Below are 18,981 nucleotides of genomic sequence, written 5' to 3' on the forward strand. Positions count from 1 at the left end.
CTTAGGCTCAACGTGGAATAACAAATGGCTTTTGCATACGCGAAATCATGCGTACCAAGGGCCAGAGAAGAATGAAGTAAATCAGCGCAGCGGCCACCAGCGGGGTCTGGCTATAGGTCTCGCCCTGCACGATCTGGGCCGAACGCAGCAGTTCAGGCAAGGCCACAGCCGAAGCAATCGAAGTCTGCTTGATGGCTTCCAGCGTGTTGCTGGCCAGATCCGGAATTACATTGCGCACACCTTGGGGCACAACCACATAGGCCATGGCCTGACGGGCGTTCAAACCCGTGGAGCGCGCCGCCTCGTTCTGTCCGGGGGACACCGACTCCAACCCGGCACGGAAAATCTCCGCGAAGTAACCACTGCTGTTCAAAACCAGCGCCAGCACCGTGGCGGAAAACTCATTCAAGGGCAGGCCCAAAAAAGGCAGGCCGTAGTAAATGAAGATCAGCAGCACCAAAGGCGGGAAGGCACGGAAGAAATCCACGTACAGCAGAATCAGGCGGTTCAGCCAGCGATGTTGCTGATAATGCAGGCAAGCGATCACCAGACCCAGCAAGGCAGCCAGCGGCACGATGATCACCGAGAGCTTGACCGTCAGCCACAAGCCCTGAAGCAGCAAGGGCCAACTGGCAGCAAGAATCTTCGGGTTCAGAAAAGTATCGATCAGTTCCATAGCGCGTCACTCCTACGACTTGATCGCATAGCGCCGTTCCAGCACCCTCGTCAGATGAACGAAGGGGAAGAAAATCAGGCAGAACAAAATGGCCCCGGCCGTAAAGGCGGTGGGGTTGGCAATGTTGGACTGGATATTGCTGGACACATTAAGCAGCTCAGGCACGGCAATCACCGAACCCAAGGTGGTGCCTTTGGTAATCCCGATAGCGCGATTGGTCAGTGGTGGAATCGCCAGGCGCACGGCTTGCGGCAGGATGATGGCAAACAGCGTCTGACTGAAACCCATGCCGGTGGAGCGGCCCGCTTCCCACTGCCCCGTAGGCACTGAAGCAATGCCAGACCAGAAGATTTCTTCAGCAAAGGCAGACAACACCAGGCTCAAGGCCAGCACCGTGGCGGGTACGGGCTCAATCACAATCCCCAGGGACGGCAAAGCGAAGAACACCAGCACAATAATGACCAGCTGCGGAATCGCACGGAACACGTCCACATACAAGGTCATCAAGATATTGACGGGGCGCCAGCCGTAGCAACGCAACACGGCCAGACCCAGGCCCAGGACAGTGCCCAGAACCACGGTCATCACGGCCATTTGCAGCGTGACCCAAAAGCCCTGCATGATCTCGGGCAAATAGGGGCTGATCAGCGTCCAGTTAAAGAAGTAATAAATTATCTGATCCATGGCCGGCCTCAGTTCATGCGGCTAAGAAAATCCTGAATACGCTTGTGACGCGGCTTACACAGAATTTCATCGGGACTGCCCTGGTCCAGAATCACGCCCTGGTCCATGAACACAATGCGGTCCCCTACTTCGCGGGCAAACTGCATTTCGTGCGTAACAATCACCATGGTCATGCCCGCATCGCGGGTGCGTTTCATCACGTTCAGCACTTCACCGACCAGCTCCGGGTCCAGACCCGAGGTAGGCTCGTCAAACAGCATGACTTTGGGCTCCAGCGCCAGCGCGCGGGCAATGCCCACCCGCTGCTGCTGGCCGCCGGACAACTGGCTGGGATAGTGTTCGATACGCTGGGCCAGACCCACCTGTTCCAGATGATGGCGGGCCTGCTCTTCGGCCTGCGCCTTGGGCACTTTTTTCACCTTGCGCAGCGCCAGCATCACATTGCCTAGCGCCGTCATATGCGGGTACAGGTGTATGCCCTGAAACACCATGCCTATGTTCTGGCGCACCTGGTTCAGGTCGGTGCGCGGACAGGTCACATCACTGCCAGCCACCACAATCGTGCCGCTGGTCGGGGTTTCCAGACGGTTGATGCAGCGCAGACAGGTACTTTTGCCCGAGCCCGAGCCGCCAATCATCACGACAACTTCGCCGGTGTTGACGCTCAGGTCTATGCCTTTAAGAATTTCGGCCTGCCCAAACGATTTGCGCAAGCCCTGGATGCGGACAATTTCACTCATGGTCGCTCCTTGACCGCCTGCCAGTCGGGCAGGCGGGGACCGGCCCCTGCAGGGCCATATAGCTAGAGAAACAGCGCGAAGGCGCTTTTAAGGACGGGAGCAGTCGGGGGTGTGCTCGGTGGGCTCGTAGCCAGGGAAGTCGGGCACGCCATAGCCGGGGAAAATCACCGTCATGGCCGTACCAGCATTGGGTTCCGTACCGAACCACTTCACATGCAGCTTGGACAGGGAGCCGTCCTGCTTCATGCATTCCAGCACTTCATCCACGCGATTACGCAGGGCCGTGTCGTCCTTGCGGAAGGCAAAGGCGTAGTTAGCCTCGGTGGTCATGTCGTAGACCGGGGCCAGTGCGGGGGTCTGGGTGGCGATATAGCGTGCCAAAGGAGTCTCGGACATATTGGCAAAGGCGCGACCAATAGCCACGGCCTGCACAGCATCCGTGTTCTTGTTGAAGCGCTGGATCTTGTAGCCGTATTTTTCCTGGTTGTCCTGCAACCAGCGGTCCGAGAAGCTGCCGTTATTGACGGCAATGGTCTTGCCTTTCAGGTCTTCCAGCGCATTGACGGTCGCGCCCTTTTTAGCCAGAAAGCTCAGGCCGCCCGCCATATACGGCTCGGCAAACAGCATTTGCTCCGCACGTTCACGTGTGGTGTTGGTGGGAGCCGCCACCATGTCGTAACGACTGGAAAACAAGCCCGCAAAAATAGCGGAAAACGGGGTGTCGATGACCTCCGCCCCCTCGTAACCCATGCGTCGGGCCACTTCCTGGGTCAGATCATTAGAAAAGCCATCCAGCTTGCCATCGGTGCCGCGCATGAAAAACGGAACCAGGCCCACGTCTGCAGCCACCTTGAACATCTTGCCCTGATTGGGGTTGACCGCATGAGCGGGCAGGCTCAAGGCCACGCCGGCAGCCAATGTGGCCAGCATCAAGCCAGCTTTGCTGCTGACACGTCCCCAGCGGGACAGGGTGTTTTTGCGGGATACAGCCGCAGCCAACGGGGCGATTGTGTATACGCCTTGCATAAGGTCTCCTTGCCATCCATTTTCTGTTTGTAGTGCTTTAATTCTAGGATTGGCAAAACCTTGATGTCATATGCTTTTTTATTAACTCTTCATAACACAGGGTTAAGAAAATACCCCTACCCCTTATACGCGGCGCAATACGCGAACACGCAGGTTTCCCGACAGCTGCCCTTGATAAGGGTAAGTCCCCCCCCTGGAGAGGCCGCCAAGCGAAGGCGCAGCGTGGGGGGATGGTTTATTTATGGATGAATCACTCAAGCCCAGCCTGCCCGCATGCCTCGGGAGGCTGTGGAAATCACCACTTCCATGAAGTCGTGCGCCAATTGCGACACCGGTACCACATTGGAATGCAGCATGTGCAAAGGCATGGTGGTGCGCGGATTAATGGGGCGTACCACCACATCCGGCCAGACCCGGCCTGCCACGGCCAGCTCGTCCACAATTGCAATCCCGGCTCCAGCCTGCACCATGGCACAGGCAATATGCGTCAAACGCACTTCTACCGCCAGTTGCGGCACACCAGGACGGTTACCAAATAACTGCTGCACCATCTGGCCATAAGGTGTGTCATTGCCATAACCAATCAGGTCCAGTCCTTCCAGATCGCTGGCGTCCAGCTCCTGCTTGTCGGCCAACGGATGGCTGGCTGGCAACACCGCCACCAGATGGTTTTCATAAATGGATTGGGCATGCAAGCTGGGATGTGTCAGCGGCACGATAGCCACACCGACCTCGGCCTGCTGGGTGACCAAAGCCTGTACCAGATCACTGGAAATCAGCGTGCGCACATACACCTTCACGTCCGGGAATGCCTGGCGAAAACGCGTCACCGCCATGGGGATCAAGGTCTGGCCCAGACTGGGGCTGACGGCAATGTGCAAGCTGCCGTGGCGCTTTTCGATCAGGTCGGTGGCCACCTCGTTTACCCGCTGCACGCTGTTATGAACCTGCTCCACCTCCTGATAGAGCCGACGCGCCTCGGGCGTGGGGTACAGACGCCCCTTGATGCGCTCGAACAGCACCAGACCAATACGCGATTCGGTATAGGACAGCAGGCGGCTGATGGCCGGTTGCGACACGTTCAGCAATTGCGCCGCCTTGCTGATGGAACCGGTCAGCATGATCGCGCGAAAAACCTCGATTTGACGAAGATTGAGCAGCATCCCTTAACGTAGCCTTATGTTTCGAGCACAAATAAGCATAAGACATTTTGATTTGCCTATGTTTCAATTTTTTCAAGCTGCCATCCCGGCGCGCTTTGATCGCAACGGGCTTACAGAGCGGCTTCATAACTACGACACGGAGACAAAATCATGCAAACCCTGCTTGCTCGCACCCTGGCGGTGCTGGGCTTGGGACTGGCCGCCGCTGCGCCCACCGCCCACGCCGCTGACAACGTTCATCTCATGCTGGACTTCATCCCCACCGGCGACTATGCCCCGTATTACTCCGGCATTGCCAACGGGATTTACGAGAAACACGGCATCAACCTGAAGATTACCCGTGGCACCGGTTCGGGTGACACAGTTCTGAAAGTGGCTGGCGGCGCGGCCGATATTGGCTTGGCCGATATTTCCGCCATTCTGACCTCGCGTCAGAACAGCCAGACTCCCATCAAGGCCATTGCTTCCACCTTCTCGCACTCGGCCCATTCCCTGTTTGTGCGCAAAGACTCGGGTATTACCGATTTCTCCGGCCTGGAAGGCAAGAAAATTGCCGTCTCGCCCGGTAACAGCCACAAGCTTTACTTCCCCATGGTGGCGCGCAAGGCCAACACCGATCCCGACAAGATTCAGTGGGTGACCGTTGACGGCTCCTCCATGGCACCGCTGCTGATCAACGGCAAAGTGGACGCCGCTCCTTTCCTGGCCACCAACTACTACTACCAGAACAAGCAGGCCAAGCGTTTTGGCAAGGAAATCGTGGTGCTGCCCTTTAGCGACCAGGGCTTCAACATCTACGCCCTGTCCGTATTCGCCACCGACAAGACACTGACCGAGCGCCCACAAATGGTGCAGAACTTCCTGGACGCCACCATCGAAGCCTGGGAAGCCGCCCGCAAGGACCCGGACACGGCTTGTCAGGCCCACGTAAAGGCCAATCCGGAAATCGACCTTGATGACTGCATGGGCAACCTGAACGCGGTGCTGGGCTACATCTACACCGATTTCAGTGCCGAGCACGGAGTAGGCAGCCTGGAAGAAGGCCGCATGAAAAACACCTACGAGGCCGTTGCAGAAGCCCAAAGCCTGGATCCCGCCTGGGACTATCACCAAGCCTACGACACCCAGTTCATCGTCAAGGCCAACGGCACGGCCAAGCCCTGAGCTGAACTGATTTTCGCGCGTGCTCCGGCTTGGCCCAGGCGGGCCGGCGCGCGCCTAGGAGCGCATTGTGATACGCATTCAAGACGTCAACCTGATCTACGGTCGTAATACCGAGCGAGAGACTCAGGCGCTGAAACAAATCAATCTGGACATCCAGGACAACGAAATCATTGCCATTGTCGGCGCTTCGGGCTGTGGGAAATCCACGCTGCTACGCCTGATCGCCGGCTTGCTGATGCCCACCACCGGCACCGTCAGCATTGATGATGAAATCGTTGCCCACCCCCGCCAGGACACCGGCATCGTGTTCCAGGCCCCGACGCTGGTGCCGTGGGCCAATATTCTGGACAACACCCTCTTGCCATCGAGCATCATGGGTCGTCTGGACGATCAGGCCCGCAGCCGCGCCACGCGTCTGCTCACTACCGCCGGGCTGGGCAATTTTCTGCACCACCACCCCAAGCAATTGTCGGGCGGCATGCAGCAACGCGTGGCCATTTGCCGCGCCCTGGTCCACAACCCCAAAGTCGTGCTGATGGATGAGCCCTTCGGCGCCCTGGACGCACTGACCCGCGAAACCATGACGCTGGAGCTGCTGCGCCTTTGGTACGAAGACCCCAAAACCATTGTCTTTGTGACGCACTCAATTTCCGAAGCCGTCATGCTGGGCCACCGCATTGTGGTCATGTCGCCGCGCCCCGGCCAGATTACCGAAATTCTGGACGTGAACCTGCCCCGCGAACGCGACTTTTCCCTGGTGGGCACGCCCGAATTTACGCGCTGTGCCGCTGCCGTCCGTGAACTCATTTTCCAACACGAGGTGGCTTGATGAGCGAGCAAACTCAAACCCTGGGCGCCGCGCCCGTGCGCAAGCGACGACTGCGCCTGCGCGATTTCAATGAAATTACCGTCCCGGCCATCACCCTGATTGCCGTGGTCATCCTGTGGGAGCTGGCCAGCCGCCTGTTTGATATCCCTGAATACCTGGTGCCTGCCCCCTCGCGCATCTGGGCCGATTCCATGCAAATGAAAGAGGCCATGCTGATGCACACGCTGGTGTCCACGCGCACCATCATGCTGGGCTTTTTGCTGTCGATTGTGATCAGCTTTCCGCTGGCCGTGCTGATTACCTACTCGCGCTTTTTCGAGCAGGCCATCTACCCGCTGCTGATCCTGACCCAGTCCATCCCCAAGGTGGCCCTGGCTCCGATTCTGGTCATTATCTTTGGACCCACTGAGCTGCCACGCGTCGTGGTGACTTTTCTGGTGGCCTTCTTCCCGCTGGTGATCTCCATGACCTCCGGCCTGCTGGCGGCCCCGCCCGAGCTGATCGAGCTGGTCCGTGCCTGCCGCGCCACCCGCTTGCAAGAGTTTTTCCGCATTCGCCTGCCCTTTGCCGTGCCCTTTATTTTCTCGGGCCTGAAAGTGGCCATCACCTTGTCCGTGGTGGGTGCTGTAGTCGGTGAATTTGTAGCCGCTGACCAAGGTCTGGGCTACTTGATCACCACCTCTACAGCCTTCTTCAAGACACCGGTTGCCTTCGGCGCCATGGCGATCTTGTCCGTGCTGGGCATTGTGTTCTTCCAGGTGATTTCTGCCGCCGAACGCATCCTGTTCCCTTGGGCAATCAAGGACAATCGGAGCTGATCATGACATCAAGTTATACCGTCATCCGTGGGGGCCTGGTGCTGGCCCACGCCCAAGCCAAGGCCGAACCTCTGGACATTCTGATCAAGAATGGCGAGATCGAAGCCATGGGTCCGCCCGGCCTGCCCGCGCCGTCTGAAGCCACGGTGGTGCAAGCGGATGACCAATTGCTGCACCCCGGCCTGATCAACGCCCACACCCACGGCCACGGCACCTATGCCAAGGCCATGGGGGATCGCTGGTCGCTGGAACTGCTATTGACAGCCGGCCCCTGGATCAATGGCGACCGCCATCTGGAAGACAAATACCTGAGCACTCAGTTGAACGCGGCAGAAATGCTGCTCAAAGGCTGTACCGCCAGCTACGACCTGTACTCCGAAGTCCCGGTACCCACAGCGGAAGGCATGAATGCGGTCGCCCAAGCCTATGTGGATGCCGGTATGCGAGCCACGGTAGCGCCCATGATGGCGGACCTGTCCTTTTACCAGTCCGTCCCCGGCCTGATCGAAGCCCTACCGGAAGAGCTGCAAAAGTTTGTGGCCCAACTGGCACCGCAGTCGTTCCGGGCCACGCTATCAGGCCTGACGGACTTTCTGGATCAGCAGCGCAACCCCGACCGCATTCGCGTGGCCTTGGCCCCGACCATTCCCATGCTGTGCTCGGACGAGTTCCTGCAAAGCTGCGGTGAAATCAGCGCGGAGCGCAATATCGGCCTGCACAGCCACGTTGGCGAGTCCTATGTGCAAGCCCTGACCGGCATGAAACGCTATGGCACCACCATTGTTCAGCATCTGGACAAGCTGGGCCTGATCTCGCCCCGTTTCACCCTGGCACACGCCATCTGGCTGGACGAGCGCGACCTGGACATTCTGGCCGAACGCGGTGCCATGGTAGCCCACAACCCCGGCAGCAATATGCGTTTAGGTAATGGGATTGCCGATGTGAACTCCATGCTGGAACGCGGCATTACCGTGGGCCTGGGCACGGACGGCTCCAATAGTGGCGATAACCAGAATATGTACGAGGCCATGCGTCTGGCCTCCTTCTCGTCCAAGGTGCGCGGCCCGGATACAGAACGCTGGGTCACAACCGCACAAGCGCTGTACGCCGCCACCGAAGGCAGCGCCCGCTGCCTGGGCATGGGCGAGCAGTTGGGACGTCTGGAACCGGGTCGCAAGGCCGACATCGTGTTTCTGGATCTGGCCCATATCAACTGGATTCCGCATAACAACACAGTCAATCAGCTGGTGCATCTGGAAGACGGGCTGGCGCTGCGCCATGTGATGGTCGACGGCCAGTTTGCCGTGCGCGACCGACAGTTAACACAAGTGAATATGCCTCGCCTGCGCCAACAAGTGGAGCAGGCCCAGGAACGCATCACACGCAATACCTACGACAAGCGCCACATCACGGAAAAACTGGCCAAAGCCGTAGGTTCGTTCTGCCTGTGCCTGGGCCACGACCGCTATCACGTGCAGCGCTGGGCGCACTCCAAGCAAGACTTAACATGACGTTATGTTTTACCGATAAATAGGCATACGACATTCATGACTGGATTTGCTTCAATCATGGAAACGAACACGATTGCGGGCACGCGAGATGCGCGGGTCCGAGCCATCCAAGGAGGAAGATAATGAGCGACTTTGATCTGGTAGTACGAGGAAATATTGTTGAACGCGACCGCATCATCACTGACGGCTGGGTGGCCGTCCGCGAAGGCCGAGTAGCAGCCCGCGGTGTTGGCGCGGCTCCTTCGGCCCGTGAACATGTGGATGCGCGTGGCATGTGGGTCATGCCCGGCGTGCTGGACGGTCAGGTGCACTCTGGTAGCCAGGCCAATCAGGAAGGTCTGGGTTGGGCCTCGCGTGCGGCGGCCGCCGGTGGCGTGACCACCATGGTGGAAATGCCGTACGACGATCCCGAACCCGTTGCCTCCCGCCCGCAGTTGGAAGACAAGATTGCCCGCATTGAAAGCGATTGCCACGTGGACGTGGCCTGCTACGGCACATTGAACGACCAGCACGGTCTGGAAGCAGCCGCTGGCCTGATTGAAGGCGGCGTTTGCGGTTTCAAGTTCTCTACCTTTGAAGCCAGCCCCAACCGCTTTCCGCGCGTGGAAGAAGACATCCTGATGGAAGCCTTCCGCCTGATTGCCCCCTCCGGCCTGGCCTGCGGTGTCCACAACCAGGACCAGGAACTGACACGCAAGAACATCAAGCGCATGGTCGAAGCCGGTGATACGGGTTGGGACGCCTTCTTGCGCGCTCACACCCCTTTGATCGAAAACCTGGCCACCAGTGCCATTTATGAAATCGGTGCCCAGACCGGTGCCCGCGCCCACGCCGTGCACGTATCTCTGTCGCGCGGGTTTGAAATCTGCAATATGTACCGTCAGGCAGGTCACAAAGCGTCGATTGAAACCTGCGTGCAGTACCTGATGCTGAACCACGAAGAACACACCCGCCGCTTCGGTGCCAAGACCAAGCACTACCCTCCCATTCGCCCCAAGGCGGAAATGGATCTGCTCTGGACCCACATTGCCAACGACGAATGTACCTTCGTGTCCTCCGACCACGTCAGCTGGGGCCTGGAGCGCAAGCAGTTTGACAATGTGTTCCAGAACTCCTCTGGTGGTCCTGGTCTGGAAACCCTGCTGCCCGCCTTCTGGACAGGCTGCGCCGAACACGGCATTTCCCCCACTATGGTCGTCAAGCAATTGTGCTGGGGCCCTGCCCAACACTTCCTGCTGGAACACCGCAAGGGTTCGCTGAATGTGGGCGCAGACGCCGATATCGTGATCGTCAAACCCGAAACCTACCGTTTTGACCCGTCCACCAGCCTGTCCGCCGTCACCTGGAGCTCCTTCGAGGACCGCGAGTTCCAAGTGCGTGTGGAAGCCACCTATGTGCGCGGCCAACTGGCCTGGGACGGCAAAACCGTGCGTAACGCAGCGGGCGACGGTCAGTTCATCCGTCCGCACAAGGCAGGCGAATTGTCATGAGTCTGGCCATGCCCTTGTTGAATCAGGAGCGCCTGTGGCGCAGCACCCAGGAGCTGGCCGCGTTCACGCTACCCGACCAGCCCTGGACACGCCGTGCATTCTCCGATCTGTTTCTGCAATCGCGTCAGTGGCTGCTGAAACAGTTCGAAGAAGCGGGCCTGACCGTACGCATGGATGCCGCGGGCAATCTGATCGGTCGCCGCGAAGGGCGCAAGCCCGGCCTGGCACCGATTACCACCGGCTCCCACTGCGACACCGTGATGTATGGCGGACGCTACGACGGCATCATCGGCGTGCTGGCCGGGCTGGAAGTGGCCCGTTGCCTGAACGAGCAGAACATTCAGCTGGACCATCCTTTTGAAGTAGTAGATTTTCTGTCTGAGGAGCCTAGCGACTATGGTGTGTCCTGCGTAGGCAGTCGCGCCATGGGCGGGGTCTTGTCCGACGCCATGCTGGCCGAACGCAATCCGCAGGGCGAAACGCTGGCGCAAGGCATTGCCCGCGTCGGAGGCCGCCCCCAGGAGCTGGCCCAGGCCCGTCGTGCGCCCGGTGATACCGCCGCCTTTGTCGAGTTGCATATCGAACAAGGACCGGTACTGGAATCGCGCAATCTGCCTATCGGCGTGGTCAGCAATATTGTGGGCATTTGCCGCCACCGCATCATCATCACAGGTCGCCCGGACCATGCAGGCACCACCCCCATGGACATACGCCGTGATGCTCTGGTCGGTGCCAGCCTGATCATCAGTGAAGTGGAGCGCAAGGCCCGCCGGGCTCTGGGGGGACCAGACTATCTGGTCGCCACCATTGGCAACCTGAACCTGACACCCAACGCCTCCAATGCCGTTCCCGGACGCGTAGAAATGATGGTGGAAGTACGCAGCGACCGCCAGGAGCTGATGCAGAACTTCACTGAGGAACTGTTGGCCCAGTTGCGCCCGGAAATCGAGGCCATGGGCCTGGGTCTGGACGCGGCGCAAGTCAGCCTGGCCAAACCCACAGACTGCACGCCCGAGGTGATGAGCATCATCGAGCAGGCTGCCAGCGCTTTGGGATACCCGAGCATGGTCATGCCTAGCGGCGCCGGTCATGATGCGGTTTACATGGCACCCAGCGGCCCCATGGGCATGATCTTCATTCCCTGCCTGAATGGTCGCAGCCATTGCCCTGAAGAATCCATTACGTCCGAGCAGCTTCTGGACGGTACGCGGGTTCTGTATCAGACCGTTGTCATGTTGGACCAGAGCCTGGAGAGCTGACATGGACTGGTCCTGTGATCAGCTTGGCGAACGCGAACGCTACCGCTTGTTGGTCAACACCGTGTTGCCGCGCCCCATTGCCCTGGTCACGACCTGTGACCAGCAGGGGCGCGTGAACACGGCCCCGTTCAGTTTTTTCAATGTGATGGGCTCGGAGCCTGCCGTACTGGCACTGGGCCTGGAAAACGATGCGCACTCTGCCGATGGTCTGAAAGACACCACCCGCAATATCCTGGCCACCGGCCAGTTTGTGGTGAACCTGATCAGCGCCAAGATGGCACGCGCCATGAACATCTGCGGCATTGCTTACCCGACCGCTCAGGCCGAGCACCTGCAGGCGGGCCTGGATCTGGCCCCCAGCGTGCAAGTGCAGCCGCCCCGTATCGCCCAATGCCCAGTGCAGTTTGAATGCCGCTTGCACACCGCGCTGGACCTGGGCCCGCTACGCCATATCGTCATTGGCGAAATCCTGCATTTGCACTGCGACGACGCCATCCTGACACCTGAAGGGCGCATTGATATCGATGCTTACGACCCAATCGGACGCATGCATGGTTCTGACTGGTATGTCGGCCTGCAAGGCCGCTTTCAGTCAGAAAAACTAAGCCACCAAAACGGGCTACCGCCCACCCAAACATAAAAACATCATGAACCGTCGCCCTCATATCTACGTTCTGAACCCCAATTCCAGCCAGATCGTAACGGATGGCCTGGACCGTGCTGTCCAGCCTCTGCGTCTGGCCGATGGCCCGGCCATCTCCTGCCTGCGCCTGCCCCAAGGCCCGGCGGGTGTACAAAGCCAGACCGATATTGACACCCTGATCCCTCACTTGCGCGCCCAGGCCCTGAGCGTCAAGGAAGACGCCGCTGCTTATGTGGTGGCCTGCTTTAGCGACCCCGGCCTGTACACCTTGCGCGAAGCAGTGGATGTGCCTGTATTGGGCATTGCCGAAACCGGCGTGCTGACTGCCTTGTCACTGGGCCAGCGTTTTGGGGTGCTGTCCATTTTGCAGGCCTCTATCCCGCGTCACCTGCGCTACTTTGGTGCAATGGGGGTGACTGATCGCCTGGCCGCCGACCTGGCTATCAATATGGGCGTGTCGGAGCTGGCTGACGAGAAAAAAGCCCTGCAACGTCTGACAGAAGTCGGCCAGCGCCTGCGCGATGAGCACGGTTCTGATGTGGTGGTGCTGGGTTGCGCTGGCATGGCCAATCAGCGCGAGGCGCTGGAACAGGCTTTGGGCATTGCCGTCGTGGAGCCCACGCAGGCCACCGTTGCGGTGGCCTTGGGCCGTTGCTTATTAGGCTGGTAAGCCTTGATGAGCACCACACTGCAAACCGACTGCCTGGCGACGGCACAACGTCTGCTCCAGGCCCGCCAAGAACACCGTCCCATCGAAGACTGGCCCGACGCGCTGCGACCTGTGTCTTTTGATCAGGCCTATCGCGTCCAGGCCGTGCAAATGGAAACCCTGGGCCCCATAGGAGGCTGGAAAGTCGGCGCGGCCAATAGCGTGGCCCCGCCCACCTGCGCCCCCCTGCCCCAGCGTTCTCGTTACGCCAGCCCGGATGTACCATCCAGCAAGGAGCTGTCCTTGCGCGGCATAGAAGTGGAAATCGGCCTGGTTCTGGGTCAGGACTTACCGCCCGGCCAGGCACCGTATTCCATGGAACAAATCTGGCAGGCGGTCAGCCAGATCTGTGTAGCCGTCGAAATTGTGGAATCCCGCTTTGCGCAGCGTGACTCCGTAGGCCGTCTATCCACCCTGGCCGATCTGGCCAGTCACGGTGCGCTGGTCTATCAGCCGCAAGGCGTCGCCGCGCAGGATATGGCACTGCTACAACCTGAATGGGCACGCCTGCAAGTGGGGCAGCAACCCTTGCTGCAAGGGCCGAACCAGAACCCGGCGGGTGAGCTGACGCGACTGCTCATCTGGCTGGCTAATCAAGGCAGCCACCACCTTGGCGGGCTGCAAAAAGGGCAGGTCATCATTACGGGCACCTGTTTACCCATGCTGTATGCCGCCCCCGGCGACCGAATTCAGGCTGCCATTCAGGGGATCGGCGAGCTGAACTTTATCTGCGCCTAAGATCACATCGCCAGCGTCCGAAACGGCGCTGGTTTTGCCCGACAGAGCTTCTCATCAGGCAGCACAAGCTCTGCACTGCTGCTCCAAGAAATGCAGCGTGCAAAGCCGATTTGCCAATAGTGGCTGACCTTGAGAGACAACGACCAGTCGGGTTTAAAAAAACTCATCCAACAGGCAGAAGAAAGCGATGCGCTCGGCATCCATTTCCACGCCGTACAAAGCAAAGAAAGGCGCTAGCCACTCCTTGCCCAAATTGCGCTCTATGCTGCGCGCCGTCAGCGCCAGATCCTGATAACGATCCGCCACGCCCAAACGTCCGCAGTCGATAAAACCGCTGAACTGCCCTTGATGCACCATGAAGTTGGGCAAGCAGGCATCGCCATGGGTGACCACCAGATCTTCTTGTCCTGGGCGGCTGGCATATAGCTCGTCCAGCAGGCTTTGAACCGGCATGCCCTGACGCTCATCGTCAAAATCTTCTTCATCAATCAGGCCGGCTTTCGCCCTGGCACGTGCATCGGCCAACCGATGCTCCAGGCGATGATCGAAGGGGCAGGCTTCAAGTGGCAAGCGGTGCAGGCCTTGCAAGGACGAAGCCAGTAACTCCACGGTTTGCTGGGGAGACAAGCCCTCTGTGCAGGCCAGATCGCGCCCAGGAACAGCACTCATCAGCAGCCAATGGCGGCCCTGCGCCAACAAGGTATCCAGCACCTCTGGGCAAGGCAGACCTTGCGTATGCATCCAGCGCAAGCGCTCAATTTCATCGGGCAGCTCGGCCAAAGGCAGATCGTCCTCCGCCTTCACAAACTGGCAGGAGCCATCCGGCCAGTCCAGACGCCAGACATCAGCCCCGGACTCCCCAATGGTTTGACGTTGTACCTTGGCGGCAGCCAGTCGGGTTTGCCAGGCAAGAGGAAAACTCATACTTAAAAACCTTGCTGAAAACAGTCGATAAAAACGGAGGGAGGGATCAAGCCAAACGAATCAAACCGTGATGCCCATCAGACCTGATACTGCAGGTGAATCAGCGGGTATGGCTTGCCCTGATCGTCCACGGGCGAGCGTCCAATACGCTTGAGGCCCATTTTTTCGTAAAAGCCTACAGCCTGCTCATTCTGTTCATTCACATCAGTGGTCATGCTGGGATGCAGGCTCAAGCCGTGCAGCACCAAAGCCTTTCCTACGCCCGTTCCCCGGCTGTCCGGGTCCACAAACAAGGCCTGCATATGGCCCTGCTCAAGCAGCATGAAAGCCAGCGGGTAATCCGTCTCATCCACCGCCAACCATAAACTGGCCTGGGGCAGAAAACCGCAGACCATGACATCAATTTCCTGACGATCCTGCACGGATAAAAAATCGTGCGTGGCATCCACGGCCTTGCGCCAGATTTCAACCGCACGTTGCCCGTCCTCCGGGCGCGAATGACGAATCCTCATGGGGCGCATCCTGTGTGTAAAGTGTTAGCTGGCAAGCAGGACACTGATGTCAGCGGTAGGTACGTCAAGGCTGCAGCCGGGACAAGAACACCGGCCAGGCTCAAGACAACAGTCCCTGCGATGCAAAAATCTTTTGATAAATATTCCGCACTACTGCCTGCTTTCGCTGGTTGTAATCCCGCACACTGCCAGCCCCTTCTTTAGCCTGCATTTTGGCCTGAGCATAGCGCTGCAAATCCTCGGGATGCGTACCCAGCCAGTCCCGAAACAGGATATGGCGAATATGTTCAGGGCAATCCGGGCCGAACACATGCAGATTCACACGCGGCTCTTCCTGACGCAGCATGCGGTGCTGATACCAGGAGCGCTCACGTATGCTCAACTCATAACCCAAGGCGTTCAACGCAGGAACATAGTCCTCTTCCTGCTCCGGGTCGGCCACCAGCACATCAATATCAATCACAGGCTTGGCAGGCAGACCGAGCACCGCGGTCGAGCCCACATGCGCAATAGTCAGGGCCTTATTGCCCAGGGCCGCCTGAATTTCCTGACTCAAGCGCTGATACAGCACCGGCCAGTTCGCGTCGTAGTCCTGAACCTCGATCAGCTCTGCTTTAGGCTGGCCTGCCACCCAGGGATTCTCATTGGGGTCGCCATCCTCGAAGGTGGTGATTCTATCCAGTGCCCGTACAGGCACATTTTTGTTCTGATTATTCAAACAACTTCTCCTTGATACGACGGACCTTGCACCCTCAGCCTTGTGAGCCGGACAGAATCGGCCGGGTTTCCAGAAAAAATAAATGACGCAAATGCTGCTCGGCCTGGGCAGGGCTCAGATCCGTAAAATCGGTCAACAGCATATTGGCCAAGCCGTCATACATCGCAGATAAACGCAGTGCCGTGCCCTGGGCATCGGGTACCTGCCAAAAACCTTGCTCCGTGCCCCGACTCAGGTAAGAGGCCAGTTGTTCCAGCATTCTTTTATGCACGCGGGTGGTCACTACGGCCAGGGCTGCATCGGTTTTGGCCAGATCAGTGGCATCAATCCACAAAAACCAATAAATGCGATTGCGTTCTTCAAAAGCCGTCTTCAGGTAGTCCTCCATCAGAACTCGAGGGTCTGCAGATTGCGCAGCCTCCCATTCCATGAGCTGATCGAAGATCTCGCCCCAAGCCTCGGCCCGCAGTTCGGACCAGCGAAAGTAATGGTTCAACAGTCCACGGCCCACACCAGCCCGTTCGGTCACCATGCGAGTGGTGGCGGCACGAACACCAACTTCCATCAGGACCTCAACCGCGGCCTGTCGAATTCGTGTGGCACTGTCTTCTTTTTCACTCATCACCTTCCCTCCCTATTGACAAATTGAGCAAGCGCTCAATATTATGGCATTGAACAAGCGCTCAATCAATAAACATCCATGTCTACGGCTTCTCGAAACTCCTCCATCGACCTGATTCGCACCGCTGCCCTGATCGGTATTTGTGTGGTGAACCTGCCCTATCTGGCACTGAGCGACAGTGGCCCGACAGCCACATCCTCCTCCTATGACCACATGGCTGCCTTCCTGATCGAATTTCTGTTTCAGGGCAAATTCTTCCTGCTGTTCTCGCTGATTTTTGGCTGGGGTATAGAAATCCAGGCACGCTCTGCCGAACGTGCTGGCGTCCCCCTCAGCAGCCGCTACTTCCGCCGCATGTTCGGCCTGGCCGTGCTGGGTTGCTTGCACGCGACGCTGGTTTTTACCGGCGATATCCTGCTGCTTTACTCGGTGCTGGGTGTGCTGATCTGGCCGCTACGCAAGCTCTCCCCGCGCGGCTTGATCAAGGTGGCGTTGTTGATGGTGCTGGTAGAAATTGTCAGCCTGGCACTGATCGCTTATCTGCTGGCCGGTAGCGAAGACATGGCCCCGGTGTACTCCTTGGGCGGTGCCTTCTCCGAGGCAACGCTGGCACGCATCAGCGAATGGCCGGAGTCCTTTGTTTTCCTGTTTCTGTACCAGGGTCCACTGGCCTTTGGAGCCATGCTGATGGGCTTGGCCGCGGCCAAGAGCAACTTCTTTGAAGCCCATAGCGCCGGACAACAAAAGCTGGGGCGCGCCCTGCCCTGGCTCCTGCCACTGGCTTTGGCGATCAACTTCTTTAGCGCCTCCGTGACCAACGAAGAGAACCTGATGGGGCTGACGGGTCTGTTCAGCATCGCCATCGGCGCGCCCTTGCTAGCAACGGTGTATCTGTACCTGCTGCTGCGTTGCGGACAATGGCTCAGCTTGCCCAATGTACTGATTGAGGCGGGCCGCAATTCACTGAGCGCCTATGTCAGCCAAGGCATTCTGGCTGGTCTGATTTTCAGCAGCTATGGCCTGGATCTGTTTGACTCCTTTGGCAATGCAGCACTGCTATTGATCTCCATTGGCCTGGCTTTGCTGGCCATGAGCCTGACAGGCCTGATCGCCCAGCGCTGGGGACGTGGCCCACTGGAGGCGGTTCTACGACGCATCACCTACGGGTCCAAACACGCCTGAACCGAGCGCCTTTTAGCTGAACATGAAACCTTGAATTCATATGAGTGAACAAACCGTTTCCAAAGACGCCACCGTCTCTTTTCGTCGCATCAACTCGCAAACCGTCTACGAGGTATGTGAGCTAAGCGAGACCCTGTCTCCCGCACAGCGCAGCATGATTGCCGACAATGGCACCTCCATTGCAGAGGCGCACTTTTCCGAGAATGCCTGGTTCCGTGCCATCTACGCCGATGACACCCTGGTGGGCTTTATCATGCTGCATATCGGTGCCGACCACGACGAAGGCATTCTGTATCCTGGTGCCTTTTTATGGCGTTTCATGATTGCAGCCCCCTTCCAAAACCTGGGTTTCGGGTGCAAAGCAATTGCACTGCTGATCCACGATCTGAAGTACCAGGGCTACAAGGAAATTAGGCTAGGCTATAGCCGAGGTGAAGGCAGCCCGGAAGCGTTCTACTCGAAACTGGGTTTTGAGCTGACAGGCGGCACCTATGGGGAGCACGAGCTGGAAGCCGTGCTGAAATTTGCTTGATAGCCAAATGGGCAAGGTGCTGAACGACGGCCTTCGCAAACCGTGTGCAGCCCTTGTGCAAACCGCATCCTAATCACCAGATAGGCTTAGCGCTGCCCGAACAAATCCGAAATGGCCGTGCGCAACCAGCGCACGCCTTCGTCCTGTCGACTGCGCTCATGCCAATGTACGCGCACATCAAAGCTGGGCAGAGCCAGCGGCGTAGGCACAATGCACAAGGCGGCAGGGTCCTGGAAAGACAGGACGGCCACATTGGGCACGGTCAGCAAATAATTACTGTTAACCAGAATCTGCTCCGCAGCCAGATAGTGGGGAATCGTCAGGCTGATATTGCGCCGCATATCCAGGGAGCGCAGGGCGTTTTCCACCAGAGAATGCCCGCTGCTGGTGGCATCAATGGCCAGATGATCAGCCGCCACAAAGGCTTCCAGATCCAGCTCATTTCTGGCCAGGGGATGGCCTTTGCGCATGGCTGTCACATAACGCTCGTGGCGGAACACGCGCGAATGCACTCGCCCTTTAATCATGGGCAAAGAGCCAATCGCCAGATCAATCTCGCCCGAACTCAAACCGCTTTCCAGCGATTCCCAGCCCAGATTCTTGATGACCAGGCGAATACCTGGCGCGTGTTTGGCGACAAAATTGTTCAGCCCCGGCAAAAAAACCAGTTGGCCGATATCCGTCATATGGACCTTGAAAACACGCGTAGACTGAGCAGGATTGAAGCCTTGGGTTTGCGTCAAGGCAATGCCCACTTCTTCCAGCAACGGTTGCAGTTTTTCGCGCAGTGCAATGGCGATCTGCGTGGGTGCCACACCATAGCGCGCCCGTACAAACAAAGGATCACCCAGCGCCTGTCGCCAACGTTGCACCATCAGGGAAATAGCCGACTGGCTGATCCCGATACGCAGCGCGGCCTGACTCAGGTTCTGACATTCACAGATCAGGCAGAAAGCATGCAGCTCGGCCAGCGTCCAGTTATATGTTTTGTAAATATCAGATAGCACGCTGACACCACCTCAAGTCGTTTTTTGCTCTCTA

Annotated in this window: 21 protein-coding genes; 11 read left to right on the forward strand and 10 right to left on the reverse strand. The window is 58.4% G+C overall.

The window, feature by feature from the left end:
• Window positions 1–7: 7 nt before the first annotated feature.
• The 5 genes from MID00_RS06325 to MID00_RS06345 form a co-directional block, all read right to left on the reverse strand.
• Window positions 8–676, reverse strand: a complete 669-nt coding sequence (locus MID00_RS06325) for an amino acid ABC transporter permease (protein WP_009462726.1) — start codon at window positions 674–676, stop codon at window positions 8–10.
• 12 nt (window positions 677–688) lie between these two features.
• On the reverse strand, window positions 689–1,360 hold the full coding sequence (locus MID00_RS06330; protein ID WP_026484058.1) for an amino acid ABC transporter permease: 672 nt from the start codon (window positions 1,358–1,360) through the stop codon (window positions 689–691).
• An 8-nt stretch (window positions 1,361–1,368) separates the two neighbouring features.
• Window positions 1,369–2,100 carry an amino acid ABC transporter ATP-binding protein gene (locus MID00_RS06335; protein ID WP_009462730.1) on the reverse strand — a complete coding sequence of 244 codons (732 nt, stop codon included), beginning with the start codon at window positions 2,098–2,100 and terminating at the stop codon, window positions 1,369–1,371.
• Window positions 2,101–2,187: 87 nt separating this feature from the next.
• The gene (locus tag MID00_RS06340) at window positions 2,188–3,126 is read right to left on the reverse strand and encodes an ABC transporter substrate-binding protein (RefSeq protein ID WP_026484057.1); all 939 of its coding nucleotides are present in this window, start codon (window positions 3,124–3,126) and stop codon (window positions 2,188–2,190) included.
• Window positions 3,127–3,380: 254 nt separating this feature from the next.
• The gene (locus MID00_RS06345) at window positions 3,381–4,289 is read right to left on the reverse strand and encodes a LysR substrate-binding domain-containing protein (protein ID WP_009462734.1); all 909 of its coding nucleotides are present in this window, start codon (window positions 4,287–4,289) and stop codon (window positions 3,381–3,383) included.
• Between the two features lie 150 nt (window positions 4,290–4,439).
• Here MID00_RS06345 and MID00_RS06350 point away from each other — a divergent pair, with 150 nt between their 5' ends.
• From MID00_RS06350 to MID00_RS06390, 9 genes are all read left to right on the forward strand, one after another.
• Window positions 4,440–5,453 carry an ABC transporter substrate-binding protein gene (locus MID00_RS06350; RefSeq protein WP_035268378.1) on the forward strand — a complete coding sequence of 338 codons (1,014 nt, stop codon included), beginning with the start codon at window positions 4,440–4,442 and terminating at the stop codon, window positions 5,451–5,453.
• A gap of 67 nt (window positions 5,454–5,520) precedes the next feature.
• The gene (locus MID00_RS06355) at window positions 5,521–6,282 is read left to right on the forward strand and encodes an ABC transporter ATP-binding protein (protein WP_009462739.1); all 762 of its coding nucleotides are present in this window, start codon (window positions 5,521–5,523) and stop codon (window positions 6,280–6,282) included.
• Window positions 6,282–7,100 carry an ABC transporter permease gene (locus tag MID00_RS06360; protein WP_021447064.1) on the forward strand — a complete coding sequence of 273 codons (819 nt, stop codon included), beginning with the start codon at window positions 6,282–6,284 and terminating at the stop codon, window positions 7,098–7,100. Before MID00_RS06355 ends, MID00_RS06360 begins: the two co-directional genes overlap by 1 nt.
• Before the next feature lie 2 nt (window positions 7,101–7,102).
• Window positions 7,103–8,611 carry an amidohydrolase family protein gene (locus MID00_RS06365; RefSeq protein WP_254500024.1) on the forward strand — a complete coding sequence of 503 codons (1,509 nt, stop codon included), beginning with the start codon at window positions 7,103–7,105 and terminating at the stop codon, window positions 8,609–8,611.
• A 122-nt stretch (window positions 8,612–8,733) separates the two neighbouring features.
• Window positions 8,734–10,101: a dihydroorotase family protein gene (locus MID00_RS06370; protein WP_009462747.1), complete on the forward strand. Its 1,368-nt coding sequence runs from the start codon at window positions 8,734–8,736 to the stop codon at window positions 10,099–10,101.
• Window positions 10,098–11,360 (forward strand): Zn-dependent hydrolase, encoded by a 1,263-nt coding sequence (locus MID00_RS06375; RefSeq protein ID WP_254500026.1) that lies wholly within the window; start codon window positions 10,098–10,100, stop codon window positions 11,358–11,360. Before MID00_RS06370 ends, MID00_RS06375 begins: the two co-directional genes overlap by 4 nt.
• 1 nt (window position 11,361) lies before the next feature.
• Entirely contained in the window at window positions 11,362–12,000 is a 639-nt protein-coding gene (locus MID00_RS06380; RefSeq protein ID WP_254500028.1) for a flavin reductase family protein, read from the forward strand.
• A gap of 7 nt (window positions 12,001–12,007) precedes the next feature.
• Window positions 12,008–12,673 carry an aspartate/glutamate racemase family protein gene (locus tag MID00_RS06385; protein WP_115635294.1) on the forward strand — a complete coding sequence of 222 codons (666 nt, stop codon included), beginning with the start codon at window positions 12,008–12,010 and terminating at the stop codon, window positions 12,671–12,673.
• A 6-nt stretch (window positions 12,674–12,679) separates the two neighbouring features.
• Complete coding sequence (locus tag MID00_RS06390; RefSeq protein ID WP_250756618.1) at window positions 12,680–13,450, forward strand: 2-keto-4-pentenoate hydratase; 771 nt, start codon at window positions 12,680–12,682, stop codon at window positions 13,448–13,450.
• A gap of 153 nt (window positions 13,451–13,603) precedes the next feature.
• On the opposite strand, the gene MID00_RS06395 is transcribed toward MID00_RS06390, so the two are convergent.
• From MID00_RS06395 to MID00_RS06410, 4 genes are all read right to left on the reverse strand, one after another.
• Entirely contained in the window at window positions 13,604–14,374 is a 771-nt protein-coding gene (locus MID00_RS06395; protein ID WP_250756617.1) for an APH(3')-II family aminoglycoside O-phosphotransferase, read from the reverse strand.
• Between the two features lie 77 nt (window positions 14,375–14,451).
• On the reverse strand, window positions 14,452–14,886 hold the full coding sequence (locus MID00_RS06400; protein WP_254500029.1) for an acetyltransferase: 435 nt from the start codon (window positions 14,884–14,886) through the stop codon (window positions 14,452–14,454).
• Between the two features lie 100 nt (window positions 14,887–14,986).
• Window positions 14,987–15,604 (reverse strand): GrpB family protein, encoded by a 618-nt coding sequence (locus MID00_RS06405; protein ID WP_009462759.1) that lies wholly within the window; start codon window positions 15,602–15,604, stop codon window positions 14,987–14,989.
• A 34-nt stretch (window positions 15,605–15,638) separates the two neighbouring features.
• Entirely contained in the window at window positions 15,639–16,226 is a 588-nt protein-coding gene (locus MID00_RS06410; RefSeq protein WP_009462761.1) for a TetR/AcrR family transcriptional regulator, read from the reverse strand.
• Window positions 16,227–16,304: 78 nt separating this feature from the next.
• Between MID00_RS06410 and MID00_RS06415 the strand changes: the two genes are divergently transcribed.
• A complete protein-coding gene (locus MID00_RS06415; RefSeq protein WP_009462763.1) occupies window positions 16,305–17,408 on the forward strand; it encodes a DUF418 domain-containing protein in 1,104 nt (367 codons plus the stop codon).
• Window positions 17,409–17,448: 40 nt separating this feature from the next.
• Window positions 17,449–17,940 (forward strand): N-acetyltransferase, encoded by a 492-nt coding sequence (locus tag MID00_RS06420; protein WP_009462765.1) that lies wholly within the window; start codon window positions 17,449–17,451, stop codon window positions 17,938–17,940.
• An 86-nt stretch (window positions 17,941–18,026) separates the two neighbouring features.
• Here the strand turns inward: MID00_RS06420 and MID00_RS06425 are convergent, their stop codons facing one another.
• A complete protein-coding gene (locus tag MID00_RS06425; RefSeq protein WP_060186133.1) occupies window positions 18,027–18,947 on the reverse strand; it encodes a LysR family transcriptional regulator in 921 nt (306 codons plus the stop codon).
• Between the last annotated feature and the right edge of the window lie 34 nt (window positions 18,948–18,981).

The sequence above is a fragment of the Alcaligenes sp. NLF5-7 genome, assembly GCF_024266725.1.
GTDB lineage: Bacteria > Pseudomonadota > Gammaproteobacteria > Burkholderiales > Burkholderiaceae_B > Alcaligenes > Alcaligenes phenolicus.

Coding starts and splice junctions, on each gene's coding strand:
- MID00_RS06365 (WP_254500024.1), top strand. CDS start 7,103: ATGACATCAAGTTATACCGTCATCCGTGGGGGCCTGGTGCTGGCCCAC.
- MID00_RS06400 (WP_254500029.1), bottom strand. CDS start 14,886: ATGAGGATTCGTCATTCGCGCCCGGAGGACGGGCAACGTGCGGTTGAA.
- MID00_RS06325 (WP_009462726.1), bottom strand. CDS start 676: ATGGAACTGATCGATACTTTTCTGAACCCGAAGATTCTTGCTGCCAGT.
- MID00_RS06410 (WP_009462761.1), bottom strand. CDS start 16,226: ATGAGTGAAAAAGAAGACAGTGCCACACGAATTCGACAGGCCGCGGTT.
- MID00_RS06375 (WP_254500026.1), top strand. CDS start 10,098: ATGAGTCTGGCCATGCCCTTGTTGAATCAGGAGCGCCTGTGGCGCAGC.
- MID00_RS06380 (WP_254500028.1), top strand. CDS start 11,362: ATGGACTGGTCCTGTGATCAGCTTGGCGAACGCGAACGCTACCGCTTG.
- MID00_RS06335 (WP_009462730.1), bottom strand. CDS start 2,100: ATGAGTGAAATTGTCCGCATCCAGGGCTTGCGCAAATCGTTTGGGCAG.
- MID00_RS06395 (WP_250756617.1), bottom strand. CDS start 14,374: ATGAGTTTTCCTCTTGCCTGGCAAACCCGACTGGCTGCCGCCAAGGTA.
- MID00_RS06390 (WP_250756618.1), top strand. CDS start 12,680: ATGAGCACCACACTGCAAACCGACTGCCTGGCGACGGCACAACGTCTG.
- MID00_RS06420 (WP_009462765.1), top strand. CDS start 17,449: ATGAGTGAACAAACCGTTTCCAAAGACGCCACCGTCTCTTTTCGTCGC.
- MID00_RS06345 (WP_009462734.1), bottom strand. CDS start 4,289: ATGCTGCTCAATCTTCGTCAAATCGAGGTTTTTCGCGCGATCATGCTG.
- MID00_RS06360 (WP_021447064.1), top strand. CDS start 6,282: ATGAGCGAGCAAACTCAAACCCTGGGCGCCGCGCCCGTGCGCAAGCGA.
- MID00_RS06370 (WP_009462747.1), top strand. CDS start 8,734: ATGAGCGACTTTGATCTGGTAGTACGAGGAAATATTGTTGAACGCGAC.
- MID00_RS06330 (WP_026484058.1), bottom strand. CDS start 1,360: ATGGATCAGATAATTTATTACTTCTTTAACTGGACGCTGATCAGCCCC.
- MID00_RS06385 (WP_115635294.1), top strand. CDS start 12,008: ATGAACCGTCGCCCTCATATCTACGTTCTGAACCCCAATTCCAGCCAG.
- MID00_RS06415 (WP_009462763.1), top strand. CDS start 16,305: ATGTCTACGGCTTCTCGAAACTCCTCCATCGACCTGATTCGCACCGCT.
- MID00_RS06340 (WP_026484057.1), bottom strand. CDS start 3,126: ATGCAAGGCGTATACACAATCGCCCCGTTGGCTGCGGCTGTATCCCGC.
- MID00_RS06350 (WP_035268378.1), top strand. CDS start 4,440: ATGCAAACCCTGCTTGCTCGCACCCTGGCGGTGCTGGGCTTGGGACTG.